Genomic DNA, 16,364 nt, shown 5'->3' on the forward strand with positions numbered 1-16,364 from the left:
CGCAGTTCTACTTTCGGACCACGGACGTGACGGGAGCCTGTACCCTGCCCGAAGGCATCGAGATGGTGATGCCGGGGGACAACGTGAAGATGGTGATCAAGCTGATCGCCCCGATCGCCATGGAAGACGGGTTGCGCTTCGCCATCCGCGAGGGCGGTCGGACCGTCGGCGCCGGTGTGGTTGCGAAGATCATCGAGTAATTTAGCCCGGTGGCCCGGCGTTGGACCGTGGTACAATACGCGGCCCAAGGTCCGGGACACCCGGCCCTTCTTTCTTAGGCCAGTAGCTCAATTGGCAGAGCAGCGGTCTCCAAAACCGCAGGTTGGGGGTTCGAGTCCCTCCTGGCCTGCCATACAACCATCGCCCTACACATCATCCGAAGGCGACATACGATCCCATGAATCTAAGCGCTGAGGCCGGAGGCGCCAACTTGGACATTGCCAAGTTGGCAGTTGCCGTATTGTTGCTGATCGGCGGCATCTTTGCCTTCTATTATTTTGCTGCCTATTCGGCGCTATTGCGCGTGATCGGGCTGCTTGCCATCAGCGGTGGAGCGGCCGCGATTGCGCTGCAGACGCAGCCCGGTCGGCAGCTTTGGCAGTTCGTGTCGGACGCTCGCATGGAGGTCCGCAAGGTCGTCTGGCCGACCCGCCAGGAAACCGTCCAAACCACGCTGGTGGTGATGGTGATGGTGATGGTCGTCGGTCTTGTTCTCTGGCTATTTGACATGGTGTTGATGGGGATTCTGAGATTCCTCACTGGCCAAGGAGGCTGATAGTGGCGAAGCGCTGGTATGTTATTCACGCCTACTCGGGCTTTGAAGGTCAGGTTAAGCGGTCCCTTGAGGAGCGCGCCCGGCGTGCGGGGCTTGAAGATGCGTTCGCGTCCGTGCTGGTTCCGACCGAGGAAGTCGTGGAGATCCGTAACGGACAGCAACGTAAGAGCGAGAGAAAATTCTTTCCCGGTTACGTTCTGGTCAATATGGAGATGACCGACGAGACCTGGCATCTTGTAAAAGCGGTGCCGAAGGTCATGGGCTTCATCGGTGGTACCGGCGATCGGCCAGCCCCAATCCCGGATAAGCAAGCAGACGCCATCCTTCAGCGCATGCAGGAAGGGGTGGAGAAGCCGCGTCCGAAGGTGCTGTACGAGCCCGGCGAGGTCGTGCGGGTCGTCGATGGGCCATTTACCGATTTCAATGGCGTCGTCGAAGAAGTCGATTACGACAAGAACCGGGTAAAAGTTTCGGTCTTGATCTTTGGCCGCTCAACGCCGGTGGATCTGGAGTTCTCCCAAGTGGAGAAAGGTTGATATCAGGTCCTGCGAATCTGCCAAGGCGGATTCCATGGCGACCGCGGATCAGCCTCTCTGCTGCACTCGACGACCGAAGACCGCTCAATAGCGTTTTGTCCCAATCGGGGCCCAACACGGGGAGCCTGGGTATCCATCCCTGGCGTTTGCACCCACAGGAGAAAAACCATGGCGAAAAAGATAAACGCCTATATCAAGCTGCAAGTCAAGGCAGGCATTGCGAACCCCAGCCCGCCCGTCGGGCCGGCGCTCGGCCAGCATGGCGTCAATATCATGGAGTTCTGTAAGACGTTCAATGCCCGCACCCAGGAATTGGAGCAGGGCATGCCGATTCCGGTGGTGATCACCGTCTACTCGGACCGCAGCTTCACGTTCATCACCAAGACCCCGCCCGCCTCGATCCTGCTGAAAAAAGCGGCAGGTGTGCAGAAGGGCAGTGCGATACCGCAAACCAATAAGGTTGGCAAGGTGACGCGCGAGCAACTCGAGCAGATTGCGAACGCGAAGATGCCCGATTTGACTGCCGCCGATCTGGATGCAGCGGTACGAACGATTGCGGGCAGTGCCCGGTCCATGGGTCTTGAAGTGGAAGGGGTGCTCTAGTCATGGCTAAGCCGAGCAAGCGTCAGCAGGCAATCCGTGAGCGGATCGAGCAGGGTAAACTCTATCCCGCCGAAGAGGCATTCGTCCTGCTAAAAGAAGTCTCCCGGATCAAATTCGTCGAGAGCGTCGATGTGGCGGTGAACCTGGGTGTGGATCCGCGTAAGTCCGATCAGGTGGTCCGCGGCTCGACCGTGCTGCCTCATGGGATTGGCAAGACCGTGCGCGTGGCGGTGTTTGCCCAGGGTCCGAATGCCGATGCGGCCACTGCAGCCGGTGCGGATCGTGTTGGATTTGAGGATCTGGCAGACGACATCAAGGCCGGAAAAATGGACTTCGATGTGGTTATCGCCTCGCCGGACGCCATGCGGGTAGTAGGTCAGCTCGGTAAGATTTTGGGTCCCCGCGGCCTGATGCCTAACCCGAAGGTTGGCACTGTCACCGCCGACGTGGCTGAAGCGGTGCGCAATGCCAAGGCGGGACAGGTCCGTTACCGCACCGATAAGGCTGGCATCATCCACTGTCCACTGGGGCGAGTGGACTTTGAGCCGGCGAAACTGCGCGAGAACCTGCAGGCCTTGCTGGCGAACCTCATGAAGGCGAAGCCGAGTACATCCAAGGGCATTTACATGCGCAAGGTGACGGTTTCCACGACCATGGGGCCGGGACTGCCGGTCGACCATCAAGCACTCAGTCTGTAACTCGAAAATCATCGTTTCAGGCGATTGCCGGATTCGACGGAAATCGCCTAAAGCCCTCAGGCGCCGGTCATGCGATTCATGGAGTCGCTGATGCAGGTGCGCAGGGCCAGTGCTTTGGGGCCCCGACTCGGTCGGGGACCGTCAAAGACCGCAGGTGGCACAGCAGCCAATAAGGACGTGGCCGCTGTGACTTAATCGCCCAGGCGCCTGCGTAGACGGTGCTCCAGAATCAGATTGCTGATGAAGGTGCACAGGATGGTGCCGGTGTTCGCCGATGGAAGGCTGAGCAACTGCACCACCCGGCTCAGGCCGGGTCAATGTTAGACCAGAGGTGACGAAAGTGGCGCTAAATCTTGCGCAAAAAGAAGCGATCGTCGCCGAAGTTGCGGAAGTCGCTCGGAGTGCTTTCTCGGCCGTCGGGGCTGAGTATCGGGGCTTGACCGTTGGCCAGATCACGAAGTTGCGTGTGGAAGCACGCAAGGCCGGGGTCTACGTGCGGGTGGTCAAGAATACCCTGGCGCGTCGTGCGCTCGCCGACACCGATTTTGCGTGTATGCAGGACGGGCTGAAAGGGCCTTTGATCCTGGCCTTCGCGCAAGAAGACCCCGGTGCGGTCGCGCGTGTCGCGCAGGCCTTCGCCAAGGAGCACGACAAGTTCCAGGTGTGCATGGTGGCCGTCGGCGGCAAACTGCTCGCCCCCGCGAAGCTCGGTGATCTCGCTAAGATGCCGACTCGTGACCAGGCGCTCAGTCAGTTGCTCGCCCTCATGAAGGCCCCGGTCCAGAAGCTTGCAGCGACCATGAACGAGGTTCCGGGCAAGTTGGTCCGCACCCTCGCCGCAATTCGCGATGCCAAAGAGGCGGCGTAGTCCGCACGCCTCGTATCACAGCAGTTTGATTCAGGAGACAGGCAATGGCCGTTTCGAAAGAAGAGATCCTCGACGCGATCGGTAATATGACCGTCCTCGAGGTGGTTGATCTGATCAAGGCGATGGAAGATAAGTTCGGTGTGACCGCTGCCGCCGCGATGGTTGCCGGCCCGGTTGCCGCAGTGGCCGAGGTCGCCCCGGTCGAGGAACAGACCGAGTTCAATGTGATCCTGGCGTCCTTCGGCGCCAACAAGGTCGGCGTGATCAAGGCGGTACGTGCCCTGACCGGCCTGGGCCTCAAGGAAGCGAAGGACGCCGTCGAAGGGGCGCCGACCACCGTGAAGGAAGCCGTCTCCAAGGCCGAGGCAGAGGCAGCGAAGAAGGAACTGGAAGAGGCTGGCGCAACCGTCGAAATCAAGTAACGGCGCATTGCGTCGCGACCAAGTTTCACGGGACCAATAGGCTGGCGGCGACGAGCCGCCGGCCTTTTGCCGTTTGGTTGAGGGTCGTCGTCCGCGCGTAAGGGGCGGGTGACCGGGCGAGCGCGACGTCGTCGCTTCGTCCGGCGGGCGCCATCGCGAACCATTAGTGGTCCTGATTTCGGGTCCCGTCCGGGTCCCAAGTACGATCTCGAGGGAAGGCATAATGGCTTATTCGTTCACCGAAAAAAAGCGCATCCGTAAAGACTTCGGCAAACGTCCGACGATCCTGGACGTGCCCTTCCTCCTGGCCACTCAGATCGAGTCTTATCGCGAATTCCTGCAGGCCGAGTCGGCGCCGAAGCGACGGGCCGACATGGGCTTGCACGCTGCCTTCAAGTCCGTGTTTCCCATTGAGAGCTACTCTGGGTACGCGGTGCTTGAGTATGTCAGCTATCGGCTGGGCGAACCGCCCTTCGACGTGCGCGAGTGTCATTTGCGCGGCGCGACCTATGCGGCGCCGCTGCGTGTCTTGTTGCGCCTCGTGATCTACGACAAGGAGGCCCCGTCCGGCTCGAAGGTGGTGAAAGACATCAAGGAGCAGGAGGTCTATATGGGCGAGTTGCCGCTCATGACCGAGACCGGCACCTTCATCGTCAACGGGACCGAGCGGGTCATCGTCTCGCAGCTTCACCGCTCGCCTGGTGTCTTTTTCGACCACGATAAGGGCAAGACCCACTCGTCCGGTAAGCTCCTCTTCTCCGCGCGAGTCATCCCTTACCGCGGTTCCTGGTTGGACTTCGAGTTCGATCCCAAGGACAACGTCTTCGTGCGGATCGACCGGCGCCGCAAATTGCCGGCGACCATCCTGCTGCGCGCCCTGGGCTATGGGGTCGAGGATATTCTGGAGCGCTTCTTCGCGACCGATACCTTCCGCTTCGAAGGCGGCGAGGTGTCCTTGGACCTGGTTCCGGAACGGCTGCGTGGCGAGACAGTCGGGTTCGATGTGAAGATCGGCGACCAAGTCATCGTCGAAGCCGGCCGGCGGGTCACCGCCCGGCACATCCGTGAACTCCAGAAGGCCGGGGTCGAGCGGTTGGAGGTCCCATCCGACTTCCTGATCGGGCGCATCCTGGCGCGTGTCCAGGTGGACAAGGCGACCGGCGAGGTGATCGCCGAGGCCAACACGGCGCTGACCAAGGAGTTGATCACGCTCCTGGTCGGCAAGGGCATTGATCATGTGGAGACCCTGTTCGTCAACGACCTGGATCAGGGATCCTACATCTCCGAGACTCTGCGCATCGACCCGACCACGACCGATCTGGAAGCGCAGGTCGAAATCTATCGGATGATGCGGCCGGGTGAGCCGCCCACCAAGGACGCGGCCCAGAATTTGTTCCATAATCTCTTCTTTACCTCGGATCGGTATGACCTCTCGGCCGTCGGCCGCATGAAATTCAACCGCCGCCTGGGGCGTGAGCCGGAGGTGGGTCCGGGCGTCATCTATGATGGACGTTACTTCAGCGGCCGTACCGATGCGTCCTCCCAGGCGCTGTACGCCGAGCATGGCACGGCCTCGGACATCATCGACGCACTCAAGGTGCTGGTGGAGTTGCGCAACGGTCGCGGTACGGTCGACGATATCGACCATCTGGGCAACCGCCGCATCCGCTGTGTCGGCGAGATGGCGGAGAACCAGTTCCGCGTCGGTCTGGTGCGGGTGGAACGGGCGGTCAAGGAGCGCCTGTCCCTGGCCGAGTCCGAGGGATTGATGCCGCAGGAGTTGATCAACGCCAAGCCGGTCTCCGCGGCGATCAAAGAGTTTTTCGGCTCCAGTCAGTTGTCGCAGTTCATGGACCAGAACAACCCGCTGTCCGAGGTCACGCACAAGCGGCGCGTCTCGGCGCTCGGCCCCGGCGGTCTGGCGCGGGAGCGGGCCGGTTTCGAGGTCCGCGACGTTCACCCGACGCACTATGGCCGTGTGTGTCCGATCGAGACCCCGGAAGGGCCGAATATCGGTCTGATCAACTCACTGGCGGTCTACGCCCGGACGAATCGCTACGGCTTCCTGGAAACGCCTTACCGCAAGGTTGAAGGCGGTCGGGCGGGTATGGAGATCAATTATCTGTCGGCCATTGAGGAGGGCAATTTCGTCATCGCCCAGGCTAACGCGACGCTGGCCGAGGACGGGCTGCTGACTGACGCTCTGGTGTCCTGCCGTTATCAGAACGAGTTCACGATGAAGGCCCCGGAGGAAGTCCAGTACATGGATGTGTCGCCGCGCCAGATCGTCTCGGTGGCCGCGTCGCTGATTCCCTTCCTGGAGCACGACGACGCCAACCGCGCCCTCATGGGTTCCAACATGCAGCGTCAGGCGGTGCCGACCCTGCGTGCCGAGAAGCCGTTGGTGGGCACCGGTATGGAACGGGCCGTGGCCAAGGACTCGGGCGTCGTGGTGCGGGCGCGCCGCGGCGGCGCCATCGAGTCGGTGGATGCCGCGCGCATCGTGGTGCGCGTCAATGACGAGGAGGCTGAGCCGGGGGTGCCGGGCGTCGACATTTACACGCTCACCAAGTACACCCGTTCCAACCAGAATACCTGTATCAATCAGCGTCCCTTGGTGAAGCCGGGCGATGTCGTTGCCAAGGATGACGTGCTGGCCGATGGCCCCTCCACGGATATGGGCGAACTGGCGCTGGGGCAAAACCTGCGCGTCGCTTTCATGCCCTGGAATGGTTACAACTTCGAGGACTCGATCCTGATCTCTGAGCGGGTCGTCCAGGAGGACCGCTTTACCAGTATTCATATCGAGGAACTGTCTTGTCTTGCCCGCGATACCAAACTGGGGCCTGAGGAGATCACCAGCGACATCCCCAATGTGGGCGAGTCTGCGCTCTCCAAGCTCGATGAGTCGGGGATCGTCTATGTCGGAGCCGAGGTGCGCGACGGCGACATTCTGGTCGGCAAGGTCACCCCGAAAGGTGAAACCCAGCTCACTCCCGAAGAAAAGTTGCTGCGTGCGATCTTCGGTGAGAAAGCCTCGGACGTGAAGGACACCTCGCTGCGTTTGCCCTCGGGGATGACCGGCACGGTGGTGGACGTCCAGGTGTTCACACGCGATGGCGTGGATCGCGACAAGCGCGCCCAGCAGATTCAGGAACAGGAAATGGATCGGGTGCGCAAGGACTTCGCGGATCAGCAGCGCATCATGGAAAATGACACCTTCCAGCGTGTCGAGCGGATGTTGGTGGGGAAGGTCGCCGATGGCGGACCGGGCTCACTCAAGCCGGGGGCCAAGATCACCAAGGCCTATCTCCACGAAATCGCGGAGAAGGGACAGCGTGACCGCTGGTTCGAGATCCGGATGCACGGCGAGGAAGTGGCTCTCCAACTCGAAGCCGTCGCCAACCAGATCAAACAACAGCGTGAGGAGTTCCGCGACCGCTATGAGGTCAAGAAGCGCAAGATCGCGAGCGGCGACGACTTGGCTCCCGGTGTGCTCAAGATGGTCAAGGTCTATGTGGCAGTGAAGCGGCGCATCCAGCCCGGCGACAAAATGGCTGGTCGTCACGGCAACAAGGGTGTCATCTCGAAGGTCGTTCCGGTGGAGGACATGCCGTTCTCCGCGGATGGCGAGCCGGTCGATATCGTCCTGAACCCGCTGGGCGTGCCCTCGCGCATGAACGTCGGACAGGTGTTGGAAACCCATCTGGGCTGGGCCGCCAATGGGCTCGGGGTGAAGATCGGCCGCTTGCTGCGCTCCCAGACCGCGGTTGCGGAACTGCGTGACTTTCTGGACAAGGTCTACAACAGCAGCGGCAAACAAGAGGACCTGCAGAGTTTCTCGGACGATGAGATTCTCGAGTTGTCGCGCAATCTGGTCAGGGGTGTGCCGCTGGCCACCCCGGTCTTCGACGGTGCCACGGAGGATGAGATTCGCGCCATGCTCAAGTTGGCGGAACGCGACAATAGTGCGCAGGGGATTCCGGTCGGTCAGACGTTGCTGTTCGACGGACGCACCGGTGACCGCTTCGAGCGCCCGGTGACTGTGGGCTACATGTACATGCTCAAGCTCAACCATTTGGTGGATGACAAGATGCATGCCCGTTCCACCGGTCCTTACAGCCTGGTGACCCAGCAGCCGCTGGGCGGTAAGGCGCAGTTCGGCGGCCAGCGTTTCGGTGAGATGGAGGTCTGGGCGCTGGAAGCCTACGGCGCCGGCTACACCCTGCAAGAGATGCTTACGGTGAAGTCGGATGACGTCAACGGCCGCACCAAAATGTACAAGAACATTGTCGATGGCGACCATCGTATGGAGGCCGGCATGCCCGAGTCCTTCAACGTGTTGGTCAAGGAGATTCGCTCCTTGGCGATCAACATCGAGCTTGAACAGGATTAGAGGTGAGTCGCGAGTAGCAGGCAGCGCGCCGCGGGAACACGCGATCCCCGGCGCCCTGCCTCGAACCTCGAATCTCGGCCCTCGCAACTCGCACCTCGCAACTCGCGTAGGAGATTTGAATTGAAAGACCTCCTCAAGATTATCAAGCAGCAGGGTCAGGCCCTGGAGTTCGATGCGATCAAGATCGGGCTGGCTTCACCCGACATGATTCGCTCCTGGTCCTATGGTGAGGTGAAGAAGCCGGAGACCATCAACTACCGGACCTTCAAACCGGAGCGCGATGGGCTTTTTTGCGCCAAGATCTTCGGCCCGATCAGCGACTACGAGTGTGTCTGCGGCAAGTACAAGCGCCTTAAGCACCGCGGTGTGGTCTGCGAGAAATGCGGTGTTGAAGTCACCCTGGCCAAGGTGCGGCGTGAGCGCATGGGCCACATTGACCTGGCGAGTCCGGTGGCGCACATCTGGTTCCTCAAGTCTTTGCCGTCGCGGATCGGGCTGCTGCTCGACATGACGCTGCGCGATATTGAGCGGGTGCTCTATTTCGAGTCGTTCGTCGTCATCGATCCGAGCATGGTGGTCGATCTGGAGCGCGGTCAGTTGCTGACTGACGAGCAGTATCTCGAGGCGCTGGAGGCGAACGGGGACGAATTCGACGCGCGGATGGGGGCTGAGGCGGTCTATGAGCTCCTGCGTACCATCGACCTCCAGGTCGAGGTCCGGCGGATGCGCGAGGAAATCGAGAGCACGAACTCCGAGACCAAGATCAAGAAGCTCTCCAAGCGACTCAAGCTGATGGAGTCACTGATCGAGTCCGGCAATCGTCCGGAGTGGATGATCCTGACCGTGCTGCCGGTGCTGCCGCCGGAACTGCGCCCCTTGGTGCCGCTCGATGGCGGCCGGTTCGCGACCTCTGACCTGAATGACCTCTACCGTCGCGTGATCAACCGCAACAACCGTTTGAAACGGCTGTTGGACCTGGTCGCGCCGGACATTATCGTGCGCAATGAAAAGCGCATGCTTCAGGAAGCGGTCGATGCGCTGCTGGATAATGGTCGCCGGGGTCGCGCTATCACCGGCACCAACAAGCGTCCGCTGAAGTCCCTGGCGGACATGATCAAGGGAAAGCAAGGCCGCTTCCGGCAGAACCTGCTCGGCAAACGGGTGGACTATTCGGGCCGGTCGGTTATCGTGGTGGGGCCGACGCTGCGGCTCCATCAGTGCGGGCTGCCCAAGCGGATGGCGCTCGAACTGTTCAAGCCATTTATCTTCAGCAAGCTGCAACTGCGCGGCCAGGCGGCCACCATCAAGGCGGCCAAGAAGATGGTGGAGCGCGGTACGCCGGAAGTCTGGGATATCCTGGAAGAGGTGATCCGCGAGCATCCGGTGATGCTCAATCGGGCGCCGACGCTGCACCGACTGGGCATCCAGGCGTTCGAGCCGGTGCTGATTGAAGGCAAGGCGATTCAGCTTCACCCCCTGGTCTGTACCGCATTCAACGCGGACTTCGACGGCGATCAGATGGCCGTGCATGTGCCGCTGTCGCTGGAGGCGCAGATCGAAGCGCGCGCCCTCATGATGGCGAGTAACAATATTCTCTCGCCGGCCAATGGTGAGCCTATCATCGTGCCCTCCCAGGACGTGGTGCTCGGGCTCTATTACATGACCCGCGAGCGGGTCAACGCCAAGGGCGAGGGGAGCGCATTCACGGACATTGATGAAGCGCGGCGTGCCTATGAGACTGGCCATGCGGATCTGCACGCCCGCTGCAAGGTGCGGATTCGTGAAGTGATCAAGGGTGATGACGCGGTCATGCGCGAACTGGTGAGCATCAAAGACACCACGCTCGGCCGCGCCCTGGTGTTTGCCATCGTGCCTGACGGGTTGCCGTTCGACCTGGTCGATCGGGCGCTCGGTAAGAAAGCCATCTCCCGGCTCATCAACACCTGTTACCGCCAACTTGGCCTTAAGGAGACGGTCGTCTTCGCCGACCAGATCATGTATCTGGGGTTCCGCATGGCCACCCGTTCCGGGGTCTCGATCGGTCTGGATGACATGGCGGTCCCGGAGGAGAAGGCCGGTATCCTGGCGGATGCCGAGAAACAGGTCAAAGAGATCGAGGAGCAGTATGCCTCCGGTCTGGTCACCAACGGCGAGCGTTACAACAAGGTCATCGACATCTGGTCGCACACCAACGATCAGGTGGCCAAGTCCATGATGTCCAAGCTCGGCAAGCAAACCGTGCCGGATCGTAACGGCAATCCGGTGCAGCAGGACTCGTTCAACTCCATCTATATGATGGCGGATTCCGGCGCCCGAGGTTCCGCCGCCCAGATCCGCCAGTTGGCGGGGATGCGCGGTCTGATGGCCAAGCCGGACGGCTCCATCATCGAGACGCCGATTACCGCGAACTTCCGCGAGGGTCTGAACGTCATCCAGTACTTCATCTCCACCCATGGCGCCCGCAAGGGTCTCGCGGATACGGCGCTGAAGACGGCCAACTCGGGGTACCTGACCCGGCGTCTCGTCGACGTGGCCCAGGACATGGTGGTGCTCGAAGTGGATTGCGGGACCGAGCGCGGCTTGCTGATGTCGCCCATCATCGAGGGCGGCGACGTGGTCGAGCCCCTGCGCGAGCGCATCCTCGGCCGGGTGTCCGCGACCGACGTTTACCGTCCGGGCAGCGATGAATTGATCTGCGCCGCCGGCACCATGCTCGATGAGTCCATCGTGGAGCGCTTCGAGGTCGCCGGTATCGACCAGTTACGGGTGCGTTCGCCTATCACCTGTGACTCGCGGATCGGTGTCTGCGCTCAGTGTTATGGTCGCGATCTGGCGCGCGGCCACCGGGTGAACATGGGCGAGGCGGTGGGTGTCATCGCGGCCCAGTCCATCGGCGAGCCAGGTACTCAGTTGACCATGCGTACCTTCCATATCGGCGGCGCCGCCTCGCGGGCCGCCGCCATCAGTAGTATTGAGATCAAGAACGGCGGCTCGGTGCGGCTGCACAATATCAAGACCGTGGTGCACCATTCCGGTAACCTGGTGGCGGTGTCACGCTCCGGCGAGTTGACGGTGGTCGACGACAAGGGCCTCGAAAAAGAACGCTACAAGGTTCCTTATGGCGCCACCCTGCGGGTTGGTGATGGTGAAGCGGTCAAAGGCGGCGATGTCGTCGCCAACTGGGACCCGCATACGCACCCGGTGGTGACCGAGGTGGCCGGTAAGCTGGCCTTCGAGGACTTTATTGAAGGCGTGACCGTGCAGGGCCAGGTGGATGAGGTCACGGGTTTGACCTCGCGGGTGGTCATTCCACCCAATCAGCGGCCATCCACGGGGAAAGACCTGCGGCCAATGATCAAGCTGCTGGATACCGATGGCAAGGAACTTAACATTGCCGGAACGGATCTGCCGGCACGCTACTTCCTGACGGCCGGAGCGATCGTGAGTGTGGAGGATGCGGCTCAGGTGGGTGTCGGCGACATCCTGGCGCGTATCCCTCAAGAGTCCAGCAAGACGCGCGACATCACCGGCGGTCTGCCGCGGGTGGCCGACCTGTTTGAGGCGCGCAAGCCCAAGGAGCAGGCGCTGCTGGCCGAGGCCAGCGGTACTATCGCCTTCGGCAAGGACACCAAGGGCAAGCAGCGGCTCATCATCAACAAGGATGATGGTGAAACGGTGGAAGAACTGATCCCGAAGTGGCGGCATGTTAACGTCTTCGAGGGCGAGCGGGTGGAGCGTGGCGAGGTGATCGCCGATGGTGAACTGGCTTCACACGACATCCTGCGTCTCAAGGGCGTGACCGCCTTGGCCGAGTATCTGGTCAAGGAGATCCAGGACGTCTATCGCCTGCAGGGCGTGAAGATCAACGACAAGCACATCGAGGTGATCTGTCGTCAGATGTTGCGCAAGGTGGAGGTGATCTCCACCGGGGATACCCGATTGTTGCGCGGTGAGCAGGTGGAGCACACCACGCTGATGGACGAAAACGCGCGCGTCATCGCCGAGGGAAAGCAGCCGGCCCTGTTCGAGCCGCTGCTGCTCGGCATCACCAAGGCCTCGCTGGCGACCGAGTCATTTATCTCGGCGGCCTCCTTCCAGGAGACGACCCGCGTCTTGACCGAGGCCGCGGTGCGTGGGTCCACCGACCGTTTGACCGGACTCAAGGAAAACGTGATCGTCGGGCGTTTGATCCCCGCCGGGACGGGGCTTGCCTATCACAAGGAGCGCAAGCGTCAGCGGCTGGAAGACGATCGCGCATCCGGCAAGGTCGGGATGGATACCGAGGAACTGGAGGAGGCGCTGAAGAAGGCGCTCAACACCTCCGAGGCGGAGTAAGCGCGGAGCGGGGCGGCTGCCCCGCTCCCGTATGATGTCGGAGCAGGTCACAAGCGAACTGTGCGGCCCCGTCACACGCTGCTGGCCCAGGCAAGGCGCTCGACGAAGCGGTTGCCGCTGGCGGTGTTGAGCGCGTTTGGGGTGCGCAGGGACAACAGCGGATAACCTGTTTGACACTTCCCTGACATGTCCCTATACTGCGCGGTCTTAGCTGGCCGGCTTATACGCCGGCTTGACTATTTCACCATCCGGTACCGATTCCGGAGCTTGGCCCGGACCGACGTCCGGTCCCCGAAGCACTCGAATCCTCCCCATGCGGGGTCGCCGTCCGCTGACTGTTTCGGTCGGCTGATAGGATGTTGTCGCATTCGATTTGCTGTATTGAGACAGGCGCGATGGCGCCGCTGGAGACCGACTGAATGGCAACGATTAACCAACTCGTGCGGAAGCCCCGCCGGCGTAACGTTGTGAAGAGCAACGTTCCTGCATTGGAGGCCTGTCCGCAGCGCCGGGGCGTCTGCACGCGTGTTTACACAACGACGCCGAAGAAGCCGAACTCGGCTTTGCGAAAAGTTGCACGTGTGCGGCTGACGAACGGCTTTGAAGTGGCGTCCTATATTGGCGGCGAGGGGCATAACCTCCAGGAGCACTCGGTTGTGCTGATTCGCGGCGGCCGTGTCAAGGACTTGCCTGGTGTGCGTTATCACACCGTGCGTGGCACCCTGGATACGTCCGGCGTTGAGAAGCGCCGTCAAGGGCGATCCAAGTACGGCGCCAAGCGTCCGAAGAAATAATGCCCGGTTGTGCCGCTCATAGCCAGGAAAAAGACCCTGTGCGGGTCCAGTGTGAACGAGTGGCGCAAGCCCATCGTCAGAGAGTCGGAGCCTGAGAGATGCCCAGAAGACGCGTAGCTGCACGACGCCAGATCCTGCCAGACCCTAAGCACGGCAGCGAGTTGTTGACAAAGTTCATCAACATGCTGATGGAAGATGGAAAGAAAGCGGTCGCCGAACGGATTATTTACATCGCGCTGGATCAGGTGGCCTTGAAGAAAGGCGGAGAGCCAATCGGCTTCCTTGAGCAGGCTATGGAAAACGTGCGTCCGGTCGTCGAGGTCAAGTCCCGGCGTGTCGGTGGTGCCACTTACCAGGTGCCGGTCGAAGTACGCCCGACGCGGCGTAATTCGCTCGCCATGCGCTGGCTGATTGATGCGGCGCGCAAGCGCTCTGAAAAGTCAATGGCCCTGCGTCTGGCCGGCGAGTTGATGGATGCGGCCGATTCACGCGGTTCCGCCGTCAAGAAAAAAGAAGACACTCATCGTATGGCAGAGGCCAACAAAGCCTTCTCCCATTACCGCTGGTAACGGCGTCAGCCGGCACCATCAACTTGCAGGACGGAATCAGTCGTGGCACGCAGCACCCCCATCGAGCGCTATCGCAACATTGGTATTATGGCGCACATCGACGCCGGCAAGACCACGACGACCGAGCGCGTCCTTTATTACACTGGCGTGTCGCACAAGATCGGCGAAGTGCATGACGGCGCTGCGACCATGGACTGGATGGAGCAGGAGCAGGAGCGTGGTATCACCATCACCTCCGCGGCGACGACCTGCTTCTGGAAGGGTATGGATCTGACCCGGCCTGAGCATCGTATCAATATTATTGATACTCCCGGACATGTCGACTTCACGATTGAGGTGGAGCGGTCTCTGCGGGTGCTGGATGGCGCCTGCGCGCTGTTCTGCGCCGTCGGCGGAGTGGAGCCGCAGTCGGAGACCGTGTGGCGTCAGGCAAACAAGTACGGTGTGCCGCGTCTCGGGTTCGTAAACAAAATGGACCGCATGGGAGCCAATTTCCTGCGCGTCGTTCAGCAGTTAAAAGATCGTCTCGGGGCCACCCCGGTCCCGCTCCAGTTGCCGATCGGTGCGGAAGAGCACTTCAAGGGCGTTGTTGATCTGGTCAAGATGAAAGCTATCATCTGGGACGAGGCGTCCAAGGGTATGACCTTTGAGTATGGCGAGGTTCCTGCAGACATGCTTGAAGAGTGCCAGGAGTGGCGCGAGAAAATGGTCGAGGCTGCCGCCGAGGCCAACGAGGATCTCATGGAGAAGTACCTCGAAGGGATCGCCTTGACGGAAGATGAGATCAAAGCAGGCATTCGTGCGCGGACGCTCAAGAGCGAAATAACGCCAATGTTGTGCGGGTCCGCCTTCAAGAACAAGGGCGTGCAGGCCATGCTTGATGGTGTTCTGGATTACATGCCGTCCCCGCAGGATGTGCCGGCGATCACAGGCATCCTGGACGATAAAGACGAGAGTCTGGGCGAACGTCCAGCCTCGGACGATGCTCCATTTGCAGCGCTGGCTTTCAAGATCGCGACCGACCCCTTTGTCGGAACTCTGACGTTCTTCCGGGTCTACTCCGGTGTGCTGAATTCCGGCGATAGCGTTTACAATCCGGTCAAGAGCCGTAAAGAGCGCATCGGCCGTATCCTCCAGATGCATGCCAACGATCGGCTGGAAATCAGAGAGGTCCATGCCGGCGATATCGCTGCGGCAGTCGGCTTAAAGGACGTCACGACCGGTGATACCCTGTGTGACCTGAATAAGGTCATTACGCTGGAGCGCATGGAGTTTCCGGAGCCGGTCATCTCCGTGGCCGTCGAGCCAAAGACCAAGAGCGACCAGGAGAAAATGGGCCTGGCCCTGCAAAAGCTGGCACAGGAAGACCCGTCTTTCCGGGTCCGTACCGATGAGGAGTCCGGTCAGACCATCATTTCCGGTATGGGTGAACTGCACCTGGAGATCATCGTCGATCGGATGCGTCGCGAGTTTAAGGTCGAGGCGAACGTTGGCGCCCCGCAGGTCAGTTACCGCGAGACGATTCGCAACAAGGTGCAGCAGGAGACGAAGTTTGCCCGGCAGACCGGTGGGCGCGGTCAGTACGGCCATGTCTACATCCGGCTTGAGCCGCAAGAGGCGGGCAAGGGATACGAATTCGTCAACGGCATCGTCGGCGGCGTCGTTCCTAAGGAATATATTCCGGCCGTCGATAAAGGTATCCAGGAAGCCATGCGTAACGGCGTGTTGGCGGGATTCCCGGTGGTGGATATCAAAGTGACTCTCTATGACGGCTCGTACCATGAGGTCGACTCGAGCGAAATGGCCTTCAAGATCGCCGGCTCCATGGCGTTCAAAGAAGGCTGCAGCAAGGCAAAGCCGATGCTGTTGGAGCCGATCATGAAAGTGGAAGTCGTGACGCCCGAAGAGAACATGGGTGATGTCATGGGGGATCTCAATAGCCGTCGCGGCATGATTCAGGGTATGGAAGACTCGCCTTCCGGTAAGATCATTCGTGCCGAGGTTCCGTTAGCGCAAATGTTCGGTTATGCGACGGACCTTCGCTCTGCCACTCAGGGCCGGGCGACTTACAGCATGGAATTCGCCAAGTATAGCGAAGTGCCCGCCAGCATTGCTGAAGCGGTCGCTAAGAAACAGTAACGATTGATACGGGAAGAGCGCGATGTCTAAAGAAAAGTTTAAGCGCAGCAAGCCCCATGTAAACGTGGGCACCATTGGGCACGTGGATCATGGCAAGACCACGCTGACGGCGGCGATTACCATGCACCAGGCGAAAAAATTTGGTGGTGAAGCACGGGCCTACGACCAGATTGATAACGCCCCCGAGGAGCGCGAGCGCGGCATCACCATTGCCACGGCGCACGTCGAG

Annotated in this window: 12 protein-coding genes, 1 tRNA gene and 1 pseudogene; all 14 read left to right on the forward strand. The window is 60.8% G+C overall.

Annotation, left to right across the window (positions count from 1 at the left end):
- Nucleotides 1-200, forward strand: a pseudogene (gene tuf, locus QZY03_RS28940) (elongation factor Tu); the annotation flags it as partial.
- 76 nt (nt 201-276) lie between these two features.
- Nucleotides 277-352 (forward strand) — tRNA-Trp (locus QZY03_RS28945).
- A gap of 45 nt (nt 353-397) precedes the next feature.
- Nucleotides 398-775, forward strand: a complete 378-nt coding sequence (gene secE / locus QZY03_RS28950) for a preprotein translocase subunit SecE (protein ID WP_295587352.1) — start codon at nt 398-400, stop codon at nt 773-775.
- Between the two features lie 2 nt (nt 776-777).
- On the forward strand, nt 778-1,311 hold the full coding sequence (gene nusG, locus QZY03_RS28955; protein WP_020508484.1) for a transcription termination/antitermination protein NusG: 534 nt from the start codon (nt 778-780) through the stop codon (nt 1,309-1,311).
- Nucleotides 1,312-1,479: 168 nt separating this feature from the next.
- Nucleotides 1,480-1,914, forward strand: a complete 435-nt coding sequence (gene rplK / locus QZY03_RS28960; protein WP_295587355.1) for a 50S ribosomal protein L11 — start codon at nt 1,480-1,482, stop codon at nt 1,912-1,914.
- A 2-nt stretch (nt 1,915-1,916) separates the two neighbouring features.
- Nucleotides 1,917-2,612, forward strand: coding sequence for a 50S ribosomal protein L1 (gene rplA / locus QZY03_RS28965; protein WP_295587357.1), 696 nt, complete (start codon nt 1,917-1,919; stop codon nt 2,610-2,612).
- 340 nt (nt 2,613-2,952) lie between these two features.
- Nucleotides 2,953-3,480: a 50S ribosomal protein L10 gene (gene rplJ, locus QZY03_RS28970; protein WP_026199871.1), complete on the forward strand. Its 528-nt coding sequence runs from the start codon at nt 2,953-2,955 to the stop codon at nt 3,478-3,480.
- Nucleotides 3,481-3,524: 44 nt separating this feature from the next.
- On the forward strand, nt 3,525-3,902 hold the full coding sequence (rplL, locus tag QZY03_RS28975; protein WP_295587359.1) for a 50S ribosomal protein L7/L12: 378 nt from the start codon (nt 3,525-3,527) through the stop codon (nt 3,900-3,902).
- A gap of 223 nt (nt 3,903-4,125) precedes the next feature.
- Nucleotides 4,126-8,298 carry a DNA-directed RNA polymerase subunit beta gene (gene rpoB, locus QZY03_RS28980; protein ID WP_295587361.1) on the forward strand — a complete coding sequence of 1,391 codons (4,173 nt, stop codon included), beginning with the start codon at nt 4,126-4,128 and terminating at the stop codon, nt 8,296-8,298.
- Nucleotides 8,299-8,418: 120 nt separating this feature from the next.
- Complete coding sequence (gene rpoC, locus QZY03_RS28985; RefSeq protein ID WP_295587363.1) at nt 8,419-12,633, forward strand: DNA-directed RNA polymerase subunit beta'; 4,215 nt, start codon at nt 8,419-8,421, stop codon at nt 12,631-12,633.
- 419 nt (nt 12,634-13,052) lie between these two features.
- Nucleotides 13,053-13,427: a 30S ribosomal protein S12 gene (rpsL, locus tag QZY03_RS28990; RefSeq protein WP_020508476.1), complete on the forward strand. Its 375-nt coding sequence runs from the start codon at nt 13,053-13,055 to the stop codon at nt 13,425-13,427.
- Nucleotides 13,428-13,525: 98 nt separating this feature from the next.
- Complete coding sequence (gene rpsG, locus QZY03_RS28995; protein ID WP_295587366.1) at nt 13,526-13,996, forward strand: 30S ribosomal protein S7; 471 nt, start codon at nt 13,526-13,528, stop codon at nt 13,994-13,996.
- A gap of 42 nt (nt 13,997-14,038) precedes the next feature.
- Entirely contained in the window at nt 14,039-16,135 is a 2,097-nt protein-coding gene (gene fusA, locus QZY03_RS29000; protein WP_295587368.1) for an elongation factor G, read from the forward strand.
- A gap of 22 nt (nt 16,136-16,157) precedes the next feature.
- A partial coding sequence (locus QZY03_RS29005; RefSeq protein ID WP_295587335.1) for a GTP-binding protein occupies nt 16,158-16,364 on the forward strand: 207 nt, incomplete at its 3' end.

The organism is uncultured Lamprocystis sp., from assembly GCF_903933125.1.
In the GTDB taxonomy this organism is placed as follows: Bacteria; Pseudomonadota; Gammaproteobacteria; order Chromatiales; family Chromatiaceae; genus Thiodictyon.

Bases quoted from the DNA above. Each gene is read 5' to 3' on its own strand.
- secE (WP_295587352.1), top strand. From the start codon at position 398: ATGAATCTAAGCGCTGAGGCCGGAGGCGCCAACTTGGACATTGCCAAG.
- rplK (WP_295587355.1), top strand. From the start codon at position 1,480: ATGGCGAAAAAGATAAACGCCTATATCAAGCTGCAAGTCAAGGCAGGC.
- rplA (WP_295587357.1), top strand. From the start codon at position 1,917: ATGGCTAAGCCGAGCAAGCGTCAGCAGGCAATCCGTGAGCGGATCGAG.
- rplL (WP_295587359.1), top strand. From the start codon at position 3,525: ATGGCCGTTTCGAAAGAAGAGATCCTCGACGCGATCGGTAATATGACC.
- rpoB (WP_295587361.1), top strand. From the start codon at position 4,126: ATGGCTTATTCGTTCACCGAAAAAAAGCGCATCCGTAAAGACTTCGGC.
- rpsL (WP_020508476.1), top strand. From the start codon at position 13,053: ATGGCAACGATTAACCAACTCGTGCGGAAGCCCCGCCGGCGTAACGTT.
- rpsG (WP_295587366.1), top strand. From the start codon at position 13,526: ATGCCCAGAAGACGCGTAGCTGCACGACGCCAGATCCTGCCAGACCCT.